General features: G+C 67.4%; 17 protein-coding genes, 1 pseudogene and 3 CRISPR repeat arrays. Of the genes and pseudogenes, 14 read left to right on the top strand and 4 right to left on the bottom strand.

Features of this window, described 5'->3' with window-relative positions; all coding sequences use genetic code 11:
* The first annotated feature begins 48 nt into the window (after positions 1 to 48).
* The 6 genes from IPJ61_RS18260 to IPJ61_RS18285 all read left to right on the top strand — a co-directional run bounded on the left by IPJ61_RS18260 (position 49) and on the right by IPJ61_RS18285 (position 6,616).
* Complete coding sequence (locus IPJ61_RS18260; protein WP_297111152.1) at positions 49 to 516, top strand: ATP-binding cassette domain-containing protein; 468 nt, start codon at positions 49 to 51, stop codon at positions 514 to 516.
* Entirely contained in the window at positions 513 to 1,322 is an 810-nt protein-coding gene (locus IPJ61_RS18265; RefSeq protein ID WP_297111155.1) for an ABC transporter ATP-binding protein, read from the top strand. Before IPJ61_RS18260 ends, IPJ61_RS18265 begins: the two co-directional genes overlap by 4 nt.
* Positions 1,319 to 2,401 (top strand): ABC transporter permease, encoded by a 1,083-nt coding sequence (locus IPJ61_RS18270; RefSeq protein WP_297111159.1) that lies wholly within the window; start codon positions 1,319 to 1,321, stop codon positions 2,399 to 2,401. The genes IPJ61_RS18265 and IPJ61_RS18270 overlap by 4 nt, the downstream gene beginning before the upstream one ends.
* Positions 2,402 to 2,404: 3 nt before the next feature.
* Positions 2,405 to 3,394: an ABC transporter permease gene (locus IPJ61_RS18275; RefSeq protein WP_297111162.1), complete on the top strand. Its 990-nt coding sequence runs from the start codon at positions 2,405 to 2,407 to the stop codon at positions 3,392 to 3,394.
* Positions 3,395 to 3,480: 86 nt separating this feature from the next.
* Complete coding sequence (locus IPJ61_RS18280) at positions 3,481 to 5,712, top strand: glycoside hydrolase family 3 N-terminal domain-containing protein (protein ID WP_297111167.1); 2,232 nt, start codon at positions 3,481 to 3,483, stop codon at positions 5,710 to 5,712.
* A 121-nt stretch (positions 5,713 to 5,833) separates the two neighbouring features.
* Positions 5,834 to 6,616, top strand: coding sequence for a TetR/AcrR family transcriptional regulator (locus IPJ61_RS18285; RefSeq protein ID WP_297111170.1), 783 nt, complete (start codon positions 5,834 to 5,836; stop codon positions 6,614 to 6,616).
* Here the strand turns inward: IPJ61_RS18285 and IPJ61_RS18290 are convergent.
* Positions 6,521 to 7,045 carry a lipocalin family protein gene (locus IPJ61_RS18290; protein ID WP_297111173.1) on the bottom strand — a complete coding sequence of 175 codons (525 nt, stop codon included), beginning with the start codon at positions 7,043 to 7,045 and terminating at the stop codon, positions 6,521 to 6,523. The two genes, IPJ61_RS18285 and IPJ61_RS18290, sit on opposite strands and share 96 nt — an antisense overlap.
* 125 nt (positions 7,046 to 7,170) lie before the next feature.
* On the opposite strand from IPJ61_RS18290, the gene IPJ61_RS18295 reads away from it, so the two are divergent.
* From IPJ61_RS18295 to IPJ61_RS18315, 5 genes are all read left to right on the top strand, one after another.
* A complete protein-coding gene (locus IPJ61_RS18295; RefSeq protein WP_297111176.1) occupies positions 7,171 to 8,217 on the top strand; it encodes a FecCD family ABC transporter permease in 1,047 nt (348 codons plus the stop codon).
* Entirely contained in the window at positions 8,214 to 9,290 is a 1,077-nt protein-coding gene (locus IPJ61_RS18300) for a FecCD family ABC transporter permease (protein ID WP_297111179.1), read from the top strand. The genes IPJ61_RS18295 and IPJ61_RS18300 overlap by 4 nt, the downstream gene beginning before the upstream one ends.
* Positions 9,287 to 10,087: an ABC transporter ATP-binding protein gene (locus IPJ61_RS18305; protein WP_297111182.1), complete on the top strand. Its 801-nt coding sequence runs from the start codon at positions 9,287 to 9,289 to the stop codon at positions 10,085 to 10,087. Before IPJ61_RS18300 ends, IPJ61_RS18305 begins: the two co-directional genes overlap by 4 nt.
* A gap of 83 nt (positions 10,088 to 10,170) precedes the next feature.
* Entirely contained in the window at positions 10,171 to 11,211 is a 1,041-nt protein-coding gene (locus IPJ61_RS18310; protein ID WP_297111186.1) for an iron-siderophore ABC transporter substrate-binding protein, read from the top strand.
* Positions 11,212 to 11,713: 502 nt separating this feature from the next.
* Complete coding sequence (locus tag IPJ61_RS18315) at positions 11,714 to 12,322, top strand: pentapeptide repeat-containing protein (RefSeq protein ID WP_297111189.1); 609 nt, start codon at positions 11,714 to 11,716, stop codon at positions 12,320 to 12,322.
* Here the strand turns inward: IPJ61_RS18315 and IPJ61_RS18320 are convergent.
* The gene (locus IPJ61_RS18320) at positions 12,300 to 13,034 is read right to left on the bottom strand and encodes a phosphotransferase (protein ID WP_297111192.1); all 735 of its coding nucleotides are present in this window, start codon (positions 13,032 to 13,034) and stop codon (positions 12,300 to 12,302) included. The two genes, IPJ61_RS18315 and IPJ61_RS18320, sit on opposite strands and share 23 nt — an antisense overlap.
* A gap of 230 nt (positions 13,035 to 13,264) precedes the next feature.
* On the opposite strand from IPJ61_RS18320, the gene IPJ61_RS18325 reads away from it, so the two are divergent.
* The 3 genes from IPJ61_RS18325 to IPJ61_RS18335 all read left to right on the top strand — a co-directional run bounded on the left by IPJ61_RS18325 (position 13,265) and on the right by IPJ61_RS18335 (position 16,105).
* Positions 13,265 to 13,435 (top strand): hypothetical protein, encoded by a 171-nt coding sequence (locus tag IPJ61_RS18325; RefSeq protein ID WP_297111195.1) that lies wholly within the window; start codon positions 13,265 to 13,267, stop codon positions 13,433 to 13,435.
* Positions 13,436 to 13,454: 19 nt separating this feature from the next.
* Positions 13,455 to 15,095, top strand: coding sequence for a hypothetical protein (locus IPJ61_RS18330; protein WP_297111199.1), 1,641 nt, complete (start codon positions 13,455 to 13,457; stop codon positions 15,093 to 15,095).
* 68 nt (positions 15,096 to 15,163) lie between these two features.
* Positions 15,164 to 16,105 (top strand): nuclease-related domain-containing protein, encoded by a 942-nt coding sequence (locus IPJ61_RS18335; RefSeq protein ID WP_297111202.1) that lies wholly within the window; start codon positions 15,164 to 15,166, stop codon positions 16,103 to 16,105.
* Between the two features lie 304 nt (positions 16,106 to 16,409).
* Positions 16,410 to 18,933: a CRISPR direct-repeat array (repeat unit 36 nt; unit sequence GCCTCAACGAAGTCCCGCTCGGTGACGAGCGGGAAC).
* A gap of 109 nt (positions 18,934 to 19,042) precedes the next feature.
* Positions 19,043 to 20,017: direct repeats of the CRISPR family, unit length 36 nt; unit sequence GCCTCAACGAAGTCCCGCTCGGTGACGAGCGGGAAC.
* A 327-nt stretch (positions 20,018 to 20,344) separates the two neighbouring features.
* Positions 20,345 to 21,552: direct repeats of the CRISPR family, unit length 36 nt; unit sequence GCCTCAACGAAGTCCCGCTCGGTGACGAGCGGGAAC.
* Between the two features lie 366 nt (positions 21,553 to 21,918).
* On the opposite strand, the gene cas2 is transcribed toward IPJ61_RS18335, so the two are convergent.
* Both cas2 and cas1 read right to left on the bottom strand, forming a co-directional pair.
* The gene (gene cas2, locus IPJ61_RS18340; protein ID WP_297111206.1) at positions 21,919 to 22,119 is read right to left on the bottom strand and encodes a CRISPR-associated endonuclease Cas2; all 201 of its coding nucleotides are present in this window, start codon (positions 22,117 to 22,119) and stop codon (positions 21,919 to 21,921) included.
* Positions 22,116 to 23,745, bottom strand: a pseudogene (cas1, locus tag IPJ61_RS22395) (CRISPR-associated endonuclease Cas1). Before cas1 ends, cas2 begins: the two are co-directional and overlap by 4 nt.
* Positions 23,746 to 23,996 lie beyond the last annotated feature (251 nt).

The following is a 23,996-nucleotide window of genomic DNA, read 5'->3' on the forward strand; positions in this document are numbered from 1 at the left end:
CGCACCCTCGCTCCCCACTGAAGCGACCAAGAAAGTGAAGACTCGACGATGAGCAACACCCTCCACCGGCCCGGCCTCTCAGTCAAGCAGCGCAAGGCCGAGGTGGCCGAGCTGCTCGAGATCGTCAAGGTAGGCGCCGATCGCGCTCGCTCCTATCCGCACGAGCTGTCTGGCGGCATGCGCCAGCGGGTGATGATCGCCATGGCCCTCGCGCTGCGGCCCCAGTTGATGATCATGGATGAGCCCACCACGGCGCTCGACGTTCTCGTCCAGCGCGAGATCCTCCGTCAGATCTCAGCGCTTCGGCACGAGTTCGGCTTCACCGTCGTCTTCATCACCCACGATCTTCCCCTCCTCTTGGAGATCTCCGATCGGATCGCCGTCATGCGCGAGGGCAGGATCGTCGAGTTGGCCGCAGGCGAGCAGATCTGGAGGAGCCCTCAGGACGAGTACACCAAGAAGCTCCTCGCGTCGTTCCCCCGCCTCACCGGCGAGAAGGGAGTTGTTTCACGATGACAACCCTCGAATTCACGCACGTCACAAAGGCGTACAACGTGCGCGGCGCGGGCCAGATCAAGGCCCTCGACGACGTCAGCTTCGTCCTCGAATCGCACCAGACCATCGGGCTGGTGGGGCAGTCGGGATCCGGCAAGTCCACGATCGCCAAGATCCTCACGGGCCTCGAGGTCCCCACGCGGGGAGAGGTGCTGCTCGACGGCGCGCCCATCCCGCGGCGGGGCAAGGGGCTGCGTAAGTATCGCCAGCAGTTGCGCATGGTCTTCCAGGACCCGTTCGCCTCGCTGAATCCTTACCACACCATCCGGCACCACCTCGCGCGGCCGCTGCTGCTCGACAACGTGGTGCCGAAGGACGAGATCGAGAAGGAGGTGCGCAGGCTCCTCACGCGTGTGCGGCTCGAGGCGGACTCCGTGATCGACCGTCGCCCGCACGAGCTCTCCGGCGGTCAGCGTCAGCGCGTGGCCATCGCCCGCGCTCTCGCCTCCCGTCCCACCCTCCTGGTGGCCGATGAGCCCGTCTCCATGCTCGACGTCTCCATCCGGCTCGGCGTGCTCAACCTCCTTGCCGATCTGCAAAGGGAGGAGGGGCTCGGCGTCCTCTACATCACACACGACCTCGCGACGGCGAGGCACTTCAGTGACGAGATCATCGTCCTCAACCAGGGGCGCATCGTCGAGCACGGCCCCGCCGACGACGTCATCCTCAAGCCGCAGGATCCCTACACCAAGAGCCTGCGGAACGCGTCCCCCGACCCTGAAAAGCATTTCGCTCAGGCGACGAGCATCCTGGGAGGTGCCCAATGAGCCCCACCGAACCCGTCGTCGTCGAGACCGCCGACGTCGATCCCCTCGAGGTCGGCACTACAGCCACGAAGGCCGTCAAGACGCGCGCACGCATCCCGTGGCGCTTCCTCGGCAAGCGCGCCGTCTTCTATCTCTTCACGTTCTGGGCCGCGCTCACCATCAACTTCTTCATCCCCCGGATGATGAAGGGCGACGCCGTGAGCCAGTACCTCGCCCGCAACCAGAACATCAGCGCAGAGGCCGCCGACGCGCTCCGCGCGCTGCTCGGACTTGACGCCAACAAGTCGTTGTGGCAGCAGTACGTCGATTACTGGGCGCACCTGGCGCGGGGAGACCTCGGAGTCGCGCTGACGCACGGCCTCCAGCCGGTCTCCCAGGTGATCGCCAGCGCTCTGCCGTGGACCATCGGCATCGTGGGCATCGCGACCGTCATCGCGTTCGCCCTCGGCACGATCGGCGGAGCTGTCATCGGATGGAAGCGTGGCAGCAGGCTGGACATGCTGATCCCGCTCACCACCTTCCTCAACACGATCCCGTACTTCTGGCTCGGCCTCTTCGCGATCTCCATCTTCTCCGTGAACCTGAAGTGGTTCCCGATCGGCAAGGCCTTCGGCCCCGGCATGTCGCCCGAGTGGTCGTGGGAGTTCATCTCCCAGGTCATCCACCACGGCACCCTGCCCGCGCTGACCATCGTCATCGCTTCGTTGGGCGGCTGGATGCTCGGCATGCGCAACATGATGCTGACCGTGCTCGACGAGGACTACATCACCGTCGCGCAGGCCAAGGGCATGCCGAACCGCAAGGTGCTGTGGAACTACGCCTCGCGCAACGCCGTGCTGCCGCAGATCCAGAGCTTCGCGCTGTCGCTCGGCTTCATCGTCGGCGGCACGGTCGTCATGGAGATGGTGTTCAGCTACCCGGGCGTCGGGAAGATGCTGCTCGATGCCACCAACGCGAAGGACTACGCGCTGATGCAGGGCGTGTTCCTCGTCATCACCTTGTCCGTCCTGATCGCGAACATCATCGCTGACATCGCGTACGCGTTCCTCGATCCCCGCACGCGCCAAACGGAGGCCTGAGCCATGACTACACCAACGACAGTCGACGAGCAGACGGCCCCGGCGCCCGCCGCGAAGGGGAGCAAGCTCGGCTCCGCTTTCGCGATGTTCCGAAACGGCAAGTCCATCGCGGGGCTCACGATCCTCGGCTTCTTCATCCTCATCGCCATCTTCGCCCCTGTCCTCGCACCGTCGTCGCCGACCCAGATCGACCCGATGGCGCGCCTCCAGCCGCCGTCGGCGGAGCACTGGCTCGGCACGACCCACCTGGGCGAGGACGTCTTCAGCCAGATCATCTGGGGCACCCAGGGCGTGATGTACGTGGGCATCCTCGCGACGGTGATCGCGATCTCGATCGCCATCACCGTCGGGGTTGTGGCCGGGTACACGACCGGTTGGAAGAGCGAGTCGCTCTCCGCGCTGGCCAACGTGTTCCTGGTGATCCCGGGCCTCCCGCTGATCATCGTGGTGGCCTCGCTGTTCGACGACCCGCCGCTGTGGGTCATCGCGCTGGTGCTCGGGCTCACCGGATGGGCGTGGGGTGCGCGCGTGCTGCGCGCGCAGACGATGTCGCTGCGTAACCGCGACTTCGTCCAGGCGGCCAAGGCGAACGGCGAGCCGCTGCACCGGATCATCGCCGTCGAGATGCTGCCGAACCTGCTGGGCTTGATCGCCGCGAGCATCGTGGGCACCATGACGGCGGCCGTGATCGGCCTGACCACGCTCTCCTTCATCGGTGTGATCCCGCCGAGCAACTACAACTGGGGCACGATCCTCAACTGGGCAACAGCCCAGGGCGCGTTCCAGCAGAACCAGTGGTGGTGGTACCTGCCGCCGGGGCTCTGCATCGCCGCCATCGGCGTCGCGCTCTCTCTGCTCAACTTCGGCATCGACGAGTACGTGAACCCGCGCCTGCGGTCCGCGGGCGAGCGTGCGCGCGCGATGAAGAAGCGCGGCATGAACGTCAACGACACCGTGACCCAGGTCCGCAAGGTCGCAGGCGTCAACGACTGACCGCAGTCACCACCTCGGTTGCCCGGCGGCTACGCACCTCGGTCGCTGGGCAACCGTCTTTTACCCACCCCTGAGAAGGAATCACCATGCCCACTGAAGCCCCCTATCTCGACCCGTCGCTTTCCGTCTCCGAGCGCGTCTCGGACCTGCTGGGCCGCATGACCCTCGCCGAGAAGGTCGGCCAGATGATGCAGATCGACGCCCGCGGCGACCTTGAGACGTTCGTGCGTGAGCGCACCGTGGGCTCCATCCTTCACACCTCGCCCGACCGCATCCGCACGGCCTACGAGCTCACGCAGCAGACGCGTCTGCGCATCCCTCTCCTGATCGGCGAGGACTGCATCCACGGCCACTCCTTCTGGCCGGGGGCGACGATCTTTCCCACCCAGCTCGGGATGGCGGCGTCGTTCAACCCCGACCTGATGCGGCGGTTCGCCCGCGCCACCGCGACGGAGGTGGCCGCCACGGGGACCCATTGGACGTTCTCGCCCGTGCTCTGCATCGCGCGCGACCTGCGCTGGGGCCGCGTCAACGAGACGTTCGGCGAGGACCTCCATCTGATCGGGGAGCTGGCGACCGCCGTCGTGGAGGGCTATCAGGGTGACGGCCTCGACGATCCGACCGCGATCCTCGCCACGGCGAAGCACTTCGCGGGCTACTCGGAGACCCAGGGCGGCCGGGACGCCTCCGAGGCGGACATCTCCCATCGGAAGATGCGGTCGTGGTTCCTGCCTCCCTTCGAGCGGGTCGCCCGCGCGGGCTGCCGCACCTTCATGCTGGGCTACCAGACCACGGACGGCATCCCCGTCACCCTCAATGAATGGCTGCTCACCGATGTGCTGCGCGGCGAATGGGGCTACACCGGCACGCTGATCACCGATTGGGACAACGTGGGACGCATGGTGTGGGAGCAGAAGATCCAGCCCGACATCGCGCACGCCGCAGCCGCGGCCACCAAGGCGGGCAACGACATGGTGATGACGACGCCGACCTTCTACGAGGGCGCGCAGCAGGCCGTGGCGGAGGGCCTCTTGGGGGAGGACGCCTTCGACCGCGCCGTCGCACGCATCCTCACGGTCAAGTTCGAGCTGGGGCTCTTCGAAGATCCTCGCCTGCCCTCGGAGGAGCGCATCGCGCAGGTGGTCGGCTCGCACCAGGACCTGAACCTGGAGGTGGCGCGCGAGTCGCTCGTGCTCCTCGAGAACGACGGTGTGCTGCCGCTGGCGGCGCCGCTGAACGTGGCGGTCGTCGGCCCCGTCGCCGACGACGTCGACTGCCTTCTCGGCGACTGGGCAGGCAGGTCCGGGCAGGCCGAGATGCCGGACGGTCAGCCGCGCGAGATGTCGACGACGCCGCTCGACGGCATCCGCGCCGTCGTGGCCGAGCGCGGGGGCCGGGTGACCTTCGCGCGCGGCGCGGAGATCGCCCACCTGCTCCCGAACCCGAAGGGCGCCACCTACCCCGACGGCCAGCCGCGGCTGCCGCTCGTCGCCTCGGCCCCCGTCGACAAGGCTCAGCTCGACGAGGCGGTCGCCGTCGCGGCGGAGGCGGACGTCGTCGTCGCCGTCGTGGGCGACAACATCTACCTGTGCGGCGAGGGTCGGTCGACGGCGACGCTGAACCTGATGGGTGGGCAGAACGCGCTGATCGACGCGCTCATCGCGACAGGCAAGCCGGTCGTGATCGTGCTGCTCGCCTCCAAGCCGCTGGTGCTGCCGCCGTCGGCCGAGCAGGCCGCCGCCGTCGTCTGGGCCGCGAACCCGGGCATGAAGGGCGGCCAGGCCCTGGCTGAGCTTCTCTTCGGCGACATTGAGCCGGTGGGCCGGCTCCCGATCTCCTTCGCGCGGCACGCCGGCCAGCAGCCCACCTACTACATGCAGGTGCGTGGCCAGCACGGCGACCGCTACGCCGATCTCACCCAGGAGCCCGCCTGGGCCTTCGGCGAGGGCAAGTCCTACACCACCGTCACCTACAGCGATCTGAGCCTCGACTCCGCGGAACTCGGCGTCGACGACGAGGTGGTGGGCCGAGTGACCATGACCAACACGGGAACGCGCCCCAGCCGCGAGACCGTGCAGGCCTACATCCGGGACGAGGTGACGAGCGTCAGCTGGGCGGATCGCGAGCTGAAGTCCTTCACGCAGACGTGGGTGCAGCCGGGGGAATCCATGGAAGTCGAGGTGCGGGTGCCGGTCGCGGACTGCTCGATCGTCGACGCGGCAGGCAACCGGGTGGTCGAGCCGGGCGACTTCACCTTGTTGGTTGGCCCGTCGTCCCGAGAGCCCGATCTGCTGGGAGCGCCGTTCACGGTTCAGTGAGATACGCACCCGCGACGCCCCGGCTCCCTGCCCAGTCTCCTGAGACTAGTATGAGGCGCTACGCATGACGCGCCCGGGCCAAGGACCCCGGCGCACACCCGAGAACAGTGAGGGGTCGGTGATGTCGAAATCTGCCAGGCGGCCCCGTACCGGCCCGAAGAGCCGGCCGGAGACCATCCGGAAACGCAAGGAGATCCTGGAGGCGGCCGCTGAGGTGTTCGGCTCGAAGGGGTACGAGAAAGCGACCCTGCAGGAGATCGCCGACCAGGTCGGGTTGACGCACGCGGGTGTGCTCCACCACTTCGGAAGCAAACGGAACCTCCTGATCGAGACCGTTCGCTACCGCGACTTCGCCGATCTCGCCATGCTGGGTCGCAAGCAGATTCCCATGGGGCGGGCGCAGTTCGATCACCTGATCGCCACGGCGTTTCGCAACAGCGAGCGCCCGGGCATCGTGCAGGCGTTCGAAGTGCTCTCCGCGGAGGCGCTGACCGACGACAGCCCGGTCCTCGGATACTTCCTGAAGCGCTACCGCACCCTGCAGAAGGAGATCTCGACCAACTTCCGAAAGCTCTGCGCGGCCGAGGGCATCGTCGAGCCGGCGACGATCGATCAGGCGACGGCGTCCATCCTCGCCGTGATGGACGGGCTTCAGTACCAGTGGCTCATCGATCCCGACGACATGAATCTCGGGGAGACCACGGCGTTCGCGATCCGCACGATCGTCGACGCCGTCCTCGGTCCGGAGAAGCCGCGCGCCAAGGGAGCGGGCGCGACGGCGGCGCCGGCGCGCAAGGCGCGGGTGCGGTCAGCGCCCCAGCAGTTCGTCGGTGACGCGTTGCCCGGTCTGTACGGGCCGGATCCAGCTGCTGACGACAAACCCCTGCCGCACGGCCTCGGCTAGATACCGGGTCTCCGTCGCGGCATCGACGCGTGTCTCGCGGGCGAGGAGCCAGAGGTGCTTCCTGTCCGGCGTGCCGATGAGGGCGTGGCGGTAGTCGTCGTCGATCTTGAGGACCCAATAGTTGGCCTTGGTCCCGGGGATCCAGCGGAGCCCCGCGGGTAGGAAGGTGACCTGTAGCTGGGCGGGATGGTCGTCGTCGGCGATGGCCTGGCCGACGGCCTGGGTCGGCTTGCCTTCGCCGTCGATGCAGCGGTTGTCGACGCGGACGGTGCCGTCGTCGTTCAGCGTGTAGGTGGCGGTGACGTCGCGGGCGTCCTCGTCCTCGAACCGCAGGGGAAGGCGGCCGATCTCGAACCAGAGCCCGAGGTAGCGCTGAAGGTCGAGGTGGGAGACGGAGGTGACCTCCGTTGTGGGCTGCGGGCCGAGCATGTCATCCCTTTCGTTCGTTTGCTGCCACGGTACGTCACCGATTCACATCGCAATCTGTTTAGGTTAGGCTCGCCTTGCTTAAGTACTGGGGGTGGAAGCGCTCCCTTCGGAGACCCTGGAGCTGCATGACCATCGCCTCGCCGACCGACGCTTCGGTCGCCGCCCCGCCGGTGACCGCGATGCTGCGGCGTCGCGTGGCCGTTGCGGCGATCGGGGTGGGACTGCTCGCGCTGCTTGCCCTTGCCAGCCTCTTCGTGGGCTCCGGCGGGTTCACGCCGGACCAGGTGTGGCGGGCGCTGCAGGCCGATGACGGCTCCACCACCGCGCTGCTGATCCGCGAGTTCCGGGTGCCGCGCACGCTGATCGCGATCACGGTAGGCGCCGCTCTCGGGCTCGCCGGATCTGTCATTCAGGCCATCACGCGCAACCCGCTGGCCGACCCGGGCATTCTCGGCGTCAACGCCGGCGCCTACACCGCCGTCGTCATCGCCGCGGCGTTCCTCGGGTCATCGCTGTCGGCCAGCCACGTGATCTTCGCGCTCGTCGGCGCGCTGCTCGCCTCGCTCATCGTCTACGGCATCGGCACAACAGGCCAGGCCGGCGGCACCCCCACGAAGCTGGTGCTCACGGGCACCGCGCTGGGCGCCGTGCTTTCGGGCGTCAGCTACGCGGTGACGCTGACCATGCCGGAGGTGTTCGACAAGATCAGGTTCTGGAGCGCGGGCTCGCTGCAGAACCGCCAGTTCGACACGCTCTGGGCGACGCTGCCTTTCATCGCGGCCGGCACCCTCATCGCGCTGTGCCTTCCCCGCGCGCTCAACGCCCTGGCGCTCGGCGACGACGCCGCCGTCGCCCTGGGCTCGCGGCCGGGCGTGACGAAGTTCGCCGGCGTGGTGGCGGTCACGCTCCTCTGCGGTGCCGCGACGGCGGCCGCGGGGCCCATCGCCTTCGTCGGGTTGATGGTTCCGCACGCGCTGCGGTCGGTCGTCGGTCCGGATCAGCGGTGGATCATCCCGCTCAGCCTCCTCGCGGCGCCGATCCTCCTGCTCACCGCGGACATCGTCGGCCGCCTCGTCGTGTCGAGCGAGCTGCCTGCGGGTGTCGTCACCGCGTTCCTCGGCGCGCCGGTGCTGATCGCGCTCACGCGAAGGAAGGGGGCGAGGGGCCTGTGAGGACGAAGACCATGGGCGATCGCGGGCCTGGACTCGCCTGGCCGGGCGCGATCCTGCCCCTGCGCTCCGGGCGGTTCAGCACGCGCGTCGAGCTGCGCTCCGTCGTGGTGACCGCTCTCGTGATCGTCGCGGCCCTCGGGTGCGCCGTGTGGTCGTTGACCATCGGCAGCGCGGGGCTTGGCGTCGCCGACCTCGTCGAAGCGCTGCGCGGGACGGCCAGCGCGAACACCACACGCACCCTGCTCGAATGGCGCATGCCGCGCACCGTGTTCGCGCTGCTCGGCGGGGCCGCGCTCGGCGCGGGCGGCGCCGTGTTCCAGTCGATCACGCGCAACCCGCTCGGCAGCCCCGACATCATCGGCTTCTCCACGGGCGCATACACCGGTGCGCTGCTCGTGATGCTGTTCGGCGCCAGCGGCTCGCTCGCCACCTCGCTGGGCGCGCTCGCGGGCGGCGTGCTGACCGGCGTCGTCGTCTACCTTTTCGCCTACCAGCGCGGCGTCACAGGCATGCGGATCATCGTCGTCGGCATCGGCGTCAGCCTTTTCCTCGGCGCGTTCAACACGTGGCTGCTGACCACCATGCGGGTCGAGAGCGCGATCGCGGCCGCGAGCTGGGGTTCCGGGTCGCTGCTGGACATCGCCTGGTCCCACACCATCCCCGTCATCATCGCCGTCGTCATCGCGGTGCCGGCCCTCATGCTGGGTGAGACCGACATGCGGATGATGGAGATGGGCGACGACATCGGCCGCGGGCTCGGCGTCAGCACCGACGGCGTGCGCGTGCGCATGCTGCTCATCGCCGTCGCGCTCGTCGCCGTCGTCACCGCCTCGGCCGGGCCCATCGCGTTCGTGGCTCTCGCCGCCCCGCAGCTCGCGATGCGGCTGGGCGGCACCCCGGGCGTGCGGATCCTCCCCGCGGCGGCGCTCGGCGGTCTGCTGCTGCTCGCCAGCGACATGGTGGCGCGCACCGTCCTCGCCCCCACGCAACTGCCCGTCGGCGTCGTGACGCTCTGCGTCGGCGGCGCCTATCTGGTGTGGCTGCTCGCCTCGCAAGGAAAGAAGAATCGATGACCATTTCGGCAGCTTCCCGCCTGCAGGCCCGCGGGCTCTCCACCGGATACGACGACCGCGTCATCGTGAAGGAACTCGATGTCGACATCCCGACGGGGTCGTTCACGGTCATCATCGGGCCGAACGGCTGCGGCAAGTCGACGCTGTTGCGTTCGCTCGCGCGGCTGATCAAGCCGTTCGCGGGCTCGGTGCTGCTCGACGGCACGGATGTCGCCAGCATCAAGACGAGGGAGCTCGCCACGAAGATCGGGCTGCTGCCGCAGTCGTCGATCGCGCCCGAGGGCATCACGGTGATCGACCTCGTCACCCGTGGCCGGCACCCGCACCAGCGGATGCTGCAGCGGTGGAGCAAGGGCGACGAGGAGGCCGTGCAGGGCGCGCTGGAGCGCACCCGGTTGACGGACCTGACCACTCGCGTCGTCGACGAGCTGTCCGGAGGCCAGCGGCAGCGCGTTTGGATCGCGATGGCGCTGGCGCAGGACACGCCGCTGCTGCTCCTCGACGAGCCCACCACCTACCTCGACATCTCGCACCAGATCGACGTCCTCGACCTCTGCAGCGCGCTGCAGAGGGAGGGCCGCACGCTGGTCGCCGTGCTGCACGACCTCAACCAGGCCACCCGTTACGCCACCAACCTCATCGCCATGAAGAACGGCCACATCGTCGCCCAAGGCAATCCCTCGGAGGTGGTCACGGCGGAGCTGGTGGAGGAGGTCTTCGGCGTGCGCGCCAGCGTCATCCCCGACCCCGAGACCGGAACCCCGCTCATCGTGCCGGCAGCGCCGGCCTTCGCCTAGCGATCCCCCAGGGGGATCCCCTCATCGTGCCGGCCGAGCCGGCGTTCGCCCAGCCCGACATCCATTCACAAGGAGAACCGCATATGACCATCTTCCGCACCGCCGTCGCCGGGGCCGCCGCCCTGGCGCTCGCGCTCGTCGGCTGCTCGTCCCCGTCCACCCCTGGCGGCACGACGAGCTCGACCACCAAGCCGACGGAGACCTCCTCCTCGCCGGCGCCCGCCACGGGCACGTCGGTCGCCGACACCATCTACGGTCCCGTGGAGATCCCGGCTCCCGCGGACGGCGAACTCACCGTCGTCGCGCTCGGCTGGTCCGACGCCGAGGTGGCCCTCGCGCTCGGCGTGAAGCCCGTCGGCGTGTCCGACTGGCTCGTCTTCGGCGCCGACAACAAGGGCGTCGGTCCGTGGGCCGTCGGGGAGTTCGGCGACGTGACTCCGCAGATCTTCGAGAACCCGTTCAACGGCTACGACTACGAGGCCATCTCCGCGCTCGAGCCAGACATCATCCTCAACACGCGCTCCAACGCGGACGAGGACGTGTACAAGCGGCTGAGCGAGATCGCCCCCACCGTCTACGCGCCGAAGGACACCGCGGACTTCGGCACCGCGTGGGACGTCCAGGTGAACCAGGTCGCCCAGGCGCTGGGCGCCGTCGAGGAGGGCAAGAAGCTGGTCGACTCCGTCGGCGCGGTGATCAGCGAGCAGGCCGCCGCGCACCCCGAGTTCAAGGGCGTGAAGGCGGTCACCGGCACGAAGTTCGGCGACCAGTACGGCGCCTACATCGCCGGCGACTTCCGCTGGGACCTGATGGAGTCGCTCGGCTTCGCGCAGAACCCGCCCGTGCTGGACCTGACGCCGTCGGGCTTCTACGTCGCTTTGTCGGCTGAGCAGATCAGCGCGCTGGACGCCGACGTCGCGGTGTTCTTCCCGATCGGCTACACGCTCGAGGAGATGACGAAGGATCCGCTGCTGTCGTCGCTGAACGTGGTGAAGAACAACCGCGTCGTGTGGCTGGAGGCGACCGACGAGGTGACCCAGGCCTTCAGCGCGGCCAGCCCGCTGTCGATCCCGGTCGCCGCGAAGGGCGTCACCGAGCGCCTCGCGGGCGTGATCGGCGGCTGATTCCTCCGATCCGCGAGCCGCGGGTGGGCTGAATCCCGCTGGTTGAGCCGCCGCGCGAGGCGCTAGCCGAGCCGGGGTGTCGCGCTGTACTGAGCCGACGCGCCGGGCGTAGCCCCGCCGTCGTGTCGAAGTGAGACCAACAGGCCGAGGCCGTCTGTGGACTGATCCACAGGCGGCCTCGTCGCGTTTCCGGACGTAGCGCGGCTGCGTCCGTCGGTTTCGGCCGGCATGTCTGTCTACTGCGGCTGCGTGAGTCGGCATAGCGACGCATGCAGCCGCGTTGTTGGTTGATCGACACCCACGGCGACGCACGCAGCCGCGTTGGTCGTTCCTTGGATCCCGAGGCCCCGCGCGAAGCGCCGGGCCGGTGTGATCGTGCTTCGCGCTGCAACCCCTTCCTTGGCCTCGGCAACCGGGCAAGCTCGATTGCCCTCGGCCTTCGTCGGTGTCGAAAGGTCCCGCAGCCGTGCGGTGGCTCAATCCACGCGCTACGGTTCGGCGCATGGTGGCATGGCACGAGATCCTGGACGGCGGCGAGATCGAAGGCGTGGATGCGGTCGACGTCGACTTTTCCGGCGCGGACGAGCACGGGCTCGTCGTCCTGGAGTCGAGGTTCTCGCGCGCCGTGCTCGCGGATGCGCGGTTCACCGGGTGCCGGTTAGTCGACGTCGAGTTCGCTGAGGCCGATGCCCCCGACCTCGGGCTCGCGAAGTCGGTCCTCCAGGATGTCAGGTTCAGCGGCTCGCGGCTGGGGGGCGTGCAGGCCTATGCCGGGGTGTGGACGCGGGTGCGTGTCGCGTCGTCGAAGGTGGGGTACCTGAACCTGCGCGGGGCGAAGCTCACGGAGGTTCGGTTCGAGAACTGCGAGATCGAGGAGCTGGACCTGTCGGAGGCGCAGCTGGCCGGCGTGCGGTTCAGCGGGTGCAGGATCGGGAAGCTGACGTTGACCAGCGCGAGGTGCGCCAACATCGACCTGCGCGGGGCCACGGTGGTGGGCCTCGAGTCGAACCCCGACGGCCTGCGCGGAGTGACGATGAGCCCGGCTCAGGTCGTCGATCTCGCCCCGGTGCTTGCCGCCATTCTCGGCATCAAAGCGACTCCCGGCGGGTGAGCCGGCGCGCGTCGCGTCGGTACATCTCCGCGTGAGCCGCGAGGTCCGCCCGCCCCGTCGTGGCGGCGCGATCCTCGGTGAACTCCGCCAGGGCGTCGAGCCGCTGCGCGACGATGCGACGGACCTCGTCGTCGGGATAGCCGACGCCGTACGCGGCGAGGAGTTCCCGCAGCCGGTCGGCGCGGCTCCCGTCCCTGCCCGGGTCGAAGCCATGGGCGTCCTCCGCGTAGGGCACGAGACGGTAGGCGAGGTAGGCGATGTCCCACAGCCGCGATCCGGGGGAGGCCATGTCGAAGTCGATGACGCCGATGAGCCGGTCGCCGTCGATGATGAGGTTGTACGGGGCGAAGTCGTTGTGGCAGATGACCTCCACGGGTTCGCGCGTGGGTTGGCGCCAGGCGAACTCCGCGCCGACGAGCGGCGTGCTGGCGTCGTGGAGCCGACGGAGCAGCCGGCCCGCGGCGCGAAGGAGCGGCAGGCTCCACAGCTGTTCCGGGGTCGTCGTCATCACCTCGCCGGAGAGGTAGGTGAGGATCTCGCGGCCGTGCTCATCGATGCCGAGCGGCCGAGGAGCCTCGACGATCCCGGCGCCCTCGTAGCGGCGGAGGAGTTCGTGCACGCCCGCGGTCCAGGGCCCGGTGACGCGCCGGACGGTGTCGCCGATGCGCACCACCGGCTCCATGTTCCCGCCCGCCAGCGCCTCTTCGTCCATCGCGCCATCGTAGAACCATCGTCCCTTGAGTCAGGCCCGGCACGGAGCGCTGGGCCTGTGTCGAAAGGTCCGAAACCGTCGGCGGAAGCCGCGGCCGCGACACGGCCGACATCGATGTAGCCCCGCCGTCGTGTCGAAGTGAAACCAATAGACCCGGCCATGGGTACGAAGCCCAGCGAGGCACACGAGACTTCCCCGAAATGTGGGGTGTGTTCTCGTAGAGTCCGCACATGACCGCATCGCACAGTGGCGACGAGCTCGTCGCATTGATCCCGCGGTTTTTGACGGGCCTGGACGGCGGCGAGGTTGCCGACCCTGTCGCGGTGCGTGCCGCAGCCGAGGTCGTCGGCTTGAGGCCGGAGGTCGAGGACGACCCCCGACTACATCGTGTTTCCCTTTGAGGGTGACAGGGACGCGTTGATGCGCAAGCTGCGGCCAGCGATCAGCCGGGCGCTGGGCAAGCCGTCGGGCAGCCTCAAGGTGTGGTTTCACGGGCCGTACGAGATCCATGTCAGCGCCTACTCCGACGGCGTCGAGGTGTGGCTTCGGCCGCAGTATTCGATCCTTCGGCTGCGCCGGGTGGCCGCCGCATGGTTGGCGGGTGCGGAGGTGCGGAAGTGGCTGGTTGACGGCGGCTTCGTCGATGACGGCTCTGCGCCCGATGCCGACGGCACCTGGTCGAGGCCGGAGGACGGACCGGTCAGCCCGTTCGTGCGCACGGGTGGCCAATCGCCGGCCAGCGTGAGTTTCTTCCTGGAGCCGGGCGTTCATCCGCCGGGAAAGCCGGCGGATGCCGACGATGAGCGTTACGCACAAACGCTGGCGTTCTTCGCGGAAGAGCTGGGGGAGGAGGCGACGCCGGGCTGCTGGTTGCGGGGGAGTCGGTCGTTCACGTTCGTCCAGATGCGCAGCCGGACGCGCAGCGTCGAGTTCGATGAGGCGCCCGCGGGAAAGGTCACCGTTGGCGGGCAGTGGGTTGATATCCCGACGACGCCCGACCCGGACCCCGCCGAGGCCACCGCCCTGCTCTCGCAGCTCGCGAAGCAGCGCGGCGCGACGCTCGAGGACGCGCTCACTCTGCTGGGGAAGGCGGGGGTGATCGTGCCCGGCGAGCCGCGGCGTTGGCGGCACGGCGTCGTCCTTGCCACGCCGTCGGGGGTTCCGGTGCGCATTCGGCTGATCGATAACCGCGTGGCGAGCGCCGTCGTGAGGCTGTGTCGGGTGAGGCCGGGCCGGGACGTTCCGGGGGCGACGATGACGGCCGCGTTCGGCGAGCCTGGGCCGCTGCGCATGTGGAGCTTCGGGGCGATGTCGGCTTGGTATGGCGGCGATGCGGGCCCAGAGGGTTTCCGCTATCGCCTGGTTGAGCTGCAGGACGACATGCGGGCTGCGACGGAGGCGATGCGCAAGTGGCTCCTCGACGGCGAGTTCCTGCCTCCGCTCCGGCTTGCCGACAGTTGGCGGGGCAGGGTGCTGGGCGCCGAGGTGTCGGCGAAGGTGGTGCCCGCGAGCATCCCGAGCCAGCCGCTGTGGCGGGTTGACGACAGGTTGGCGTGGTTGAGCCGCGACCAGGTGCTGATCGCGGATCGGGACAGCTGGCCGGACTGGGCGACGGGCGAGATCGCGGGTCTCCGCACGGTGCCGCTCAGCGCGGAGTCGGCGGCGGCGTTCTTGCGCGTGGTCCGAGGTTGGCGTTCGCCGACGTTCGACGAGCTGTGGCAGGACTTGACGGCCATCGGTTGGGCGTCCCCGGACCCGGACACTGTTGAGTGGCTGGTCTCAGACGACCGGACGGACGCATACGTCACGCTGAGGTTGACCAGCGCGGTCGGCGCCGAGTTGACGGCCACCGTCGACGCCGACGGCACGGTGGAGTCTTGGACCTTGACGGTGATCAGAAGCGCCGACGAGCGCCTGGTCGAGGAGACCGCCGCGGTAGTCCGCGAGGCCTTCGTACTGGCCTCCGAACCGGCTGAGGGCGGCTTCGTTGTGAATGAGCTCGAGTCAGGTGCGGCCCCCGATGGTTCTTACCTTCTGATGGTGACGGGGACACAACGATAAGGTGAGGAAGACCCGGCGGGGGCGACGGGCGATCAGGGAGTTCACGACACTGCGAGGGGGCCTCCGCGATGGAGCCATCGGCGTCGCCCGGCGCGGCCGACGACAAACGGATGAAACTCCGCTATGCGGGAGTCTGCCGCGTGTGCGGAATCGACTTGCCTACCCGGGCGGACGCGATCTACGAACGTACGACGAAGACGGTGCGCTGTGTGGATTGCCAGCCGGAGGCCCGTGCCATTGAGGGTGTGTTGGGAACGGTTGGCGACGCCGGATCGTCACCAACCATCGAAGCCGCAACATCGGGTGCTGGGCCTGGGTTGTCCCCGGCTGGTGAGCCGGAGTCAGTCCCGACGGTCGAGACACCGTTCGCTATCGACGCCGGCGCGGCGGGCTCCTCCGCGCGCCGTGAGTACGAGCGACGCAAGGCTAAGGACGAGGAGCGACTCCGACAGAAGTGGGGCAAGCTCGGCGGGGTGGCGGTCGCGCTCTCTGAGGAGAGGCAGAGCACAAGGGCGTGGGCCGTCGGCGCTGTAGGGGAGGAACGGCTCGGCGCCCGGCTCGATTCGATGGCGTCGGAGTCGTTCGCCGTGCTCCACGACCGACGCATTCCGGGATCGAGGGCCAACATCGACCACATGGTCGTCACCACCGCAGGCGTCTGGGTGATCGACGCCAAGCGGTACAGGGGCCGGCCGCAACTGCGGATCGAGGGCGGCATCCTGCGACCTAGGACCGAGAAGGTACTCGTCGGCGGACGTGACTGCACCAAGCTGGTCGACGGCGTCCTCAAGCAGGTTGGCCTCGTTCGCGAGGTCGTCGGCGACGTGCCGGTCATCGGTGCCCTCTGCTTCATCGACGCTGATTGGCCGCTTGTCGGTGGCGGGTTCACGTCGCGGGGCGTCCATGCGTTGTGGCCCAAACGCCTCTACAAAGTGCTAACCGAGGAGACGGGCGCAACTGACGTTTGCGCGATCCACGAGACTCTCGCGGTCCGCTTTGAGCCCGCCTAGTCCACGCCAGGTTCCGGACTCGACAGGCCCGGCCGTTGACGAGCGGGAACCCGATGTGCCCATTCGGAGGTGGCCAGGATGCCGCCTCGTCAGTCCCGCGCGTGAACGAGCGGAAACCGTCCGCATCACCCTCAGCGACAAGCCGCCTGATCAACGCCCAGCCTCCACAGAGATCACCCATCCGGTCGTGGTCAGGTGGCCTCGTTTTCGGCTGGCCTTGGGGTTCAGCAGCACGCCTCTACGAAGTCCCGCTCAGAATGAGCGGGAACAAGAGATCCAGGAGCCGGGCCTTGGTGCGCTCGACACCTCAACGAAGTCCCGCTCAGAGATGAGTGGAAACGCCGCTGCGGTTGGCTTTGCGCGGGTCAGGCACCAGGCCTCAACGAAGTCCCGCTCGGAGACGAGCGGGAACCCGTCGCCGCAGGCGAGGCCGAGTACGCCACCTTCCTGCCTCTACGAAGTCCCGCTCGGAGACGAGCGGGAACGCCCTCGCCCTAGCCTCGAATAGCGCGGAGACCGACTGGCCTCTACGAAGTCCCGCTCGGAGACGAGCGGGAACTGATCACGGCCGCGCGGATCCTGTGCTTGACCTCGAGGCCTCTACGAAGTCCCGCTCGGAGACGAGCGGGAACCAGAGCAAGCTGACCAAGACGTTGTGGGACGACGGCAAGCCTCTACGAAGTCCCGCTCGGAGACGAGCGGGAACGGCCGAGCCTGTGAGGGCGGCCTCGAGGGTGGTGCTGCCTCTACGAAGTCCCGCTCGGAGACGAGCGGGAACCCGGGCTTCACGGTCTGCTCGCAGCCTCCACCCATATGCCTCTACGAAGTCCCGCTCGGAGACGAGCGGGAACCTCGATCTAGGCCGGTGTGGCGCGCGTGATCGGGGCCGATGCCTCAACGAAGTCCCGCTCGTTAGCGAGCGGGAACAGCCAGCTCGAGCCGCGCATCGATCACTCGGCCGTCCATGCCTCAACGAAGTCCCGCTCGTTAGCGAGCGGGAACCCAGGTGCTGCGTTCCGGCGCTGAGCCCGCCGAACTCGCCTCAACGAAGTCCCGCTCGGTGACGAGCGGGAACCATCTGACGCCGTCGGCTGCGCGTCAGGTCACGGCGCCTCAACGAAGTCCCGCTCGGTGACGAGCGGGAACCCGCGACCGCCGGCCCGTGCGTCGCACGCCGCGGAGCCTCAACGAAGTCCCGCTCGGTGACGAGCGGGAACGACGACAGCGACTTCTCAGGGCACAGCTCGTCGGCGTGGCCTCAACGAAGTCCCGCTCGGTGACGAGCGGGAACGCGGACTGTTCCGCGGCGCCATTGCTCACAGTGAAGCCTCAACGAAGTCCCGCTCGGTGACGAGCGGGAACGTGCAGCAGCGTCGGCTCCTGCACCCACGTCCGCGCGCCTCAACGAAGTCCCGCTCGGTGACGAGCGGGAACGTGGCCGTGCACGACCGCATCCGTGCGCTGATCCGGCCTGGCCTCAACGAAGTCCCGCTCGGTGACGAGCGGGAACCCGCTGAGATAGCGGCCGAGGAAGGCGGCCTTCTCGAAGCCTCAACGAAGTCCCGCTCGGTGACGAGCGGGAACCCCGAGAACCATCCCGGCGACCGTCGCGCCGCTGGTGCCTCAACGAAGTCCCGCTCGGTGACGAGCGGGAACCGGCGGTGACGTCCTGCCCGGCGCCGTTGACGTAGGGGCCTCAACGAAGTCCCGCTCGGTGACGAGCGGGAACCCACGCGCCGGTAGACGTTGCCATTGGTCAGCGGACGAGCCTCAACGAAGTCCCGCTCGGTGACGAGCGGGAACCATCGGAGAGGCCCTCACCAACGTCTACCTGGGCAAGCCTCAACGAAGTCCCGCTCGGTGACGAGCGGGAACGCTCGGAGTCCTCGGTGATCGCCTGCTTGATCCAGTCGCCTCAACGAAGTCCCGCTCGGTGACGAGCGGGAACCGTGCTCGAGGACACCTCCGTGCATGTGGATTGTCGAGGCCTCAACGAAGTCCCGCTCGGTGACGAGCGGGAACGGTTTCGGCGCACCCCGGTGGCCTCGGCCGTGACGGAGCCTCAACGAAGTCCCGCTCGGTGACGAGTAGGGAACCGACTACGGACTCGATCGGCGTCGGGGAGTCGCCGAAGGCCTCAACGAAGTCCGCCTCGGTGACGAGCGGGAACGCGTCAGATGCGCCGATAGCGCCGGTAGTGACATCGCCTCAACGAAGTCCCGCTCGGTGACGAGCGGGAACTGGGTATGGGCGCGTCGCCATTTAGACCGCTACTATAGGCCTCAACGAAGTCCCGCTCGGTGACGAGCGGGAACACCGTGCGGGCGAGATCGGCGCGGGACTGTCGGGCGAGCCTCAACGAAGTCCCGCTCGGTGACGAGCGGGAACGAACGCCTGCACCGTCTCCGTCAACGTCTCCGTCGCCGCCTCAACGAAGTCCCGCTCGGTGACGAGCGGGAACTCGAGGGCACCAACGAGTCGATGCTGTATTTCCAGGGCCTCAACGAAGTCCCGCTCGGTGACGAGCGGGAACGCTCCTTATGGGGTGTGTCTCGGCCAGGTGAGGTCGAGGCCTCAACGAAGTCCCGCTCGGTGACGAGCGGGAACGCGAGGCGTACTTTGTCGCTCATGGGATGAGCCCTTCCTGCCTCAACGAAGTCCCGCTCGGTGACGAGCGGGAACCGCTTGCCCCTACGGCGTGTGGCAGGACGTCGGCTGGCCTGAACGAAGGCCCGCCCGGTGCCGAGCGGGATCACTCGTACGCGGCCTGCGCGGAGCCATCGGCCGCGTAGCCTCAACGAAGTCCCGCTCGGTGACGAGCGGGAACCTCCACGTTGGCACGGGCACGCACGCTTGCCGTAGATGCCTCAACAGGAGTCCCCGCTCGGTGACGAGCGGGGACGGGATGTCTTCCGGGTCGGGCGACCCTGGCCTCATGCCTCAACGAAGTCCCGCTCGGTGACGGGCGGGAACGCCGCTGGTTGGGGATCTTCTCGTGCGCTGCGGTGCCGCCTCGAAGTCCCGCTCGGTGACGAGCGGGAACCTGGTAACACCGTCACCAAGCCTCCAGCCCCGACAGCAAGCCTCAACGAAGTCCCGCTCGGTGACGAGCGGGAACCTGCGCAGGGGGCTGCTGCGCTGCCGGGGCCTGGCCTCAACGAAGTCCCGCTCGGTGACGAGCGGGAACGCACGAGGGCGCGGCGGTACGCGGCAACCCATTTGGGGCCTCAACGAAGTCCCGCTCGGTGACGAGCGGGAACCTCCGGCGGCGTCGGCCTGTGGGAGCCGTGTGAGTGGCGCCTCAACGAAGTCCCGCTCGGTGACGAGCGGGAACGCGGCGGCCTCCTCCTCAGTGAGTCGCACGACGCCTCAACGAAGTCCCGCTCGGTGACGAGCGGGAACTCGGTGAGATCGCTGATCGGCTGAACGGTGACACTGAGCCTCAACGAAGTCCCGCTCGGTGACGAGCGGGAACCCGGTCGATCCGCACGTCGTCCCACACCGATGAGGCGCCTCAACGAAGTCCCGCTCGGTGACGAGCGGGAACTCCGTTCTCCGCGGCGGCTTCGGCGACCTGGCGTTCGCCTCAACGAAGTCCCGCTCGGTGACGAGCGGGAACTCCGGGCTGAGTGGCTGAAGGCCGCCGACGCGATGGGCCTCAACGAAGTCCCGCTCGGTGACGAGCGGGAACGCGCTTCGTATGCCACTGCGCGACCGCGAGCGTCTTCGGCCTCAACGAAGTCCCGCTCGGTGACGAGCGGGAACCGCGCGCCGGGTCCGCTTCGAGGCGTTCATGGACGAGCCTCAACGAAGTCCCGCTCGGTGACGAGCGGGAACCAGGGTAAGCGCATCGGTAAGATTGTAGCCGTTACCCGGCCTCAACGAAGTCCCGCTCGGTGACGAGCAGGAACCCGCGTTCGCGGGTAGCCCGTGGTCGCCGCGTTCGCGCCTCAACGAAGTCCTCCCGCTCGGTGACGAGCGGGAACTGCAGATGGATCGAGCCGTGCCAGGTTTCGTTGTCGGTGCCTCAACGAAGTCCCGCTCGGTGACGAGCGGGAACGCGGCCAGTACGCCTCCGGGACCTGGCAGAGGTCGATGCCTCAGCGAAGTCCCGCTCGGTGACGAGCAGGAACCCAGGGACGAGTTCCTCGCCGTTGTCTAGGGTCGCTGAGCCTCAGAAGTCCCGCTCGGTGACGAGGCAGGAACCACGATCATCGGACAAAGATGCCCCTGAACGCAGCCTCAGCGAAGTCCCGCTCGGTGACGAGCGGGAGAACCGATCTCGGGCTTACGCGGGTCGCCGTTCATCACGGTCAGGCCTCAACGAAGTCCCGCTCGGTGACGAGCAGGGAACGCCAACTGACCCCACGCGGCATACCGGGTGCGGCCTCAACGAAGTCCCGCTCGGTGACGAGCGGGAACCGCGCGAGCGCCGCCGAGCTGATGGGCTGTGCCGGGCCTCAACGAAGTCCCGCTCGGTGACGAGCGGGAACTCGGTCGCCTTCACGCAGGTCTCCCACGCGCCGGGCTCGCCTCAACGAAGTCCCGCTCGGTGACGAGCGGGAACCCGACGGCGAGGTGCTCGACGAGGTCGCCTGGAACACGCCTCAACGAAGTCCCGCTCGGTGACGAGCGGGAACCGGCTGCCAACTCATCTAGGGTGCTCATGGAACTCATGGCCTCAACGAAGTCCCGCTCGGTGACGAGCGGGAACTCTGATTGTCGGATGCGTTTGTACTGCATCTCGACGTAGCCTCAACGAAGTCCCGCTCGGTGACGAGCGGGAACCTCCGATGCGAGGGAGTCGGTGTTGCGGGGGTCGGACCGCCTCAACGAAGTCCCGCTCGGTGACGAGCGGGAACCTCCGAGCACCTCGCGAAGAGCCATGGGGTCGAGGCTGCCTCAACGAAGTCCCGCTCGGTGACGAGCGGGAACGAGCGCGTCGAGGATCATGCTGCACCTACCTGGGGTACGCCTCAACGAAGTCCCGCTCGGTGACGAGCGGGAACCCGCGGCTGCGGCGCCGACCTGGTCACGGCGTCGCTGCCTCAACGAAGTCCCGCTCGGTGACGAGCGGGAACGGGGCGGTGATCGCGCAGCTGATGACCTGTGCCGGGGTGCCTCAACGAAGTCCCGCTCGGTGACGAGCGGGAACCGAAGGCGTCGCGACACCTGGCTGGCGTACTGCGTGAGCCTCAACGAAGTCCCGCTCGGTGACGAGCGGGAACGATTAACCTTGCCGCAGAGATGCAACATTGGTGGAGTGGCCTCAACGAAGTCCCGCTCGGTGACGAGCGGGAACAACACTGACGTAGCTGACCAGCTCCTCCGCCAGGTCGAGTCAACGAAGTCCCGCTCGGTGACGAGCGGGAACAACCCAGGCGGCGTCGACCGTCGCGTTAGAGTACTGGCCGTCAACGAAGTCCCGCTCGGTGACGAGCGGGAAACCTTACACCTCGGGCGGATGCCTTTGCTTCGAGACCGGTCGGTCACGAGTCCCGCTCGGTGACGAGCGGGAACAACTCCCGATTCTACACGTCGCTGGCTAGGCCATATGTGACCCGCCGCGAAGCCTCGCGTTCGATCTGGTAGCGAACTGACGCTATAGAGTTGTCAATCAACGGAAATGCCGCCTGGCAAGCGGATTTATGTGACGAACCCTCCTGGTGCAACTGAGGATCACCGGACCGTTCGCGACGACTGATGCTGGCTTCAGACGACGAGGGAGTTGGTGCTGGTGATCGGTCGGCTGCGCCCGATCACCAGGAAGGTGTTGGCGTCAATTCTGTCGAGAATCCCGAGGTCGCGGGCGATCACCAGAAGTCCTCATCCTGCTGGATCACGTTGCGAACGCGGTCACGCAGACGGATAAGTTTTGAGCGAGCGCCGTCCACCAGGAAGACGGAGTACTGGATTCTGTCGCCGTAGCCCGACAGGATTTTTGCCAGTTGACTGCGTCGACGGTCGCTTGGAATGTCGTATGCGATGAGGTATCGATGAGCGTCGTTCCTCATCGGACTCGTATTCCTATATATCTTTCCTGTGTGCCGTCAAGCACGCCGAGGATCATGCGGGCTTGAATCTCGACCGCTCGTCGCCACGTTGTTCGGTAGCCGAATACCGGATGTTTGAACGGCGTGGTGATCCGGCGCTCGTACGCAGCTATTAACGCCTTCCGCGTGGAGTCTTTCAGCTTCATCGACCCGCCGATATCCCAGAAGCCATCGGCGCTAATCTCGCCATTGTTGATCGAGCCCAGCACGACTGAGTCGCCAATCGGGGAGCGGAATTCCTCTACCAGATCTAGAGCGAGAGCCGGCTTGTTCCGCTGGGAGCTATGCAGGAACCCTGCGTGCGGATCGAGTCCGCATGCGACGATGCCTCGAAGGCATTCGCCTACGAGAAGACCGTAAACATAGTTCAAACACACGTTCAATCGATCAGTTGCACCGCGCCCGACGCGTCCCGGGAAGTCCTCGGCAAACCGGGCGCTCTTCGGGGCCAACATCGTGCTGGCTCCGGAGAAGTAGACTCTGGCAGCGGTGCCTTCGACGCCGAACAGGGCTGGAACGTCGGCCGTTGTGAGTGACTGTCGTGCCAGCCGGCGTAGCAACTGGACATCTTCTGGGCGATTTCCGTGGCGGCGCAACAGCGTCGCCTGGTTGTGGATCTTGGCGGACACGAACTCACGAGCTAAATCCAGCCGTCCCTGCTCGGAGGCGACATGCTGCTTCACGTACGGCGCCGTTCGGCGAGTCAGCCGTTGTCGCCCAGCCGACAATGCGGCCGCTGCTCGAACACCAAGTAACCGTGATTCGTCGCCACAAGAGTTCGCGTAGAAGCCCGCTGCTCAGGTCCACGTTGCCATGAACGGTCACCGCATGGACCCGTTCGATGGGGAGGCTGGCGATTTCTTCACCAGCCTTGCGGACCCGGATCCGTCCATCGCGGATCGACGCGAGCGCTCCGTAGGTTGCAAGGTGTAGTACCTGGGCATCGGGATCGGCAACCGCAATCCTTCGCTGAGTCCTCATCTCGCGCCGCTCATCAGGTAGACAGAGGCTCACATGGGAGCACCGTGAGCATCGTGCGTCGTCTTCCAACGGTGCCGGTGCCTTGTCTGATTCCACAATGAGCCGAGTGGCTGTGACATCGATGAGCGCCGCCTCGAACGCGGCGGGTTCGAGTTCGACTTTGACCCTTCGCTTCTGAGTCGTGAAGTAAACCTCGGCTCCCTGTACTGAATGGCCCATCTCTTCCAGTGCATTCCACTGGAGCGCAACCTGTCGCTTCATGGGCTCAGTTACTTCTGAGCGATGTCTAAGGGGCGTTGCCTTGTACTCGACTATCTTCAGAGTGCCGTCGGATGAGACCTCTGCAACGTCGAGCAGCCCGTGATACCCATGACGCTCGCTTTGGATCGCCATGCCGCGCAGCGTAGTCACGCCAGATTCACGCTGCCGTGGTGACTCGCTAGGGGACTGAGTCGCCTGACGCCATCGCGGAAGTTCCTTGTTTCTCCCCGACTGACTCAAGCCAGGCGCGCCTTGGGCGAAGGCGTGGTGTGCGACCAGTGAGATGGGGACAGACTCGCTATCTGGGCGCTCTCTGGCGCATGCGCCGTCATTAGTTTTGCTCATATCCCCACAAAGCTTCCGGCTAATGTCTGCCGCTCCGGCGCGCTTGCGCTGCCCACGACTCGAACAGGGAACTGCATGATGATGCCCAGGACGCCACGTCCTCGTAGCCGAGCCCGAGCTGCCCTCCTGTTCCGCTGGATGTCGTTCAGGTCTTGAGGACCGCGTGTACGGCGGTGGCCACTGTCAACGGCGTCGACCAGCCACCTGCTTCGAGTCAGCGCCGCCATAAGAGGCACGGACGTTGGTGCTGT

It is taken from the genome of Tessaracoccus sp. (assembly GCF_016714275.1).
Taxonomy (GTDB): Bacteria; Actinomycetota; Actinomycetes; order Propionibacteriales; family Propionibacteriaceae; genus Arachnia.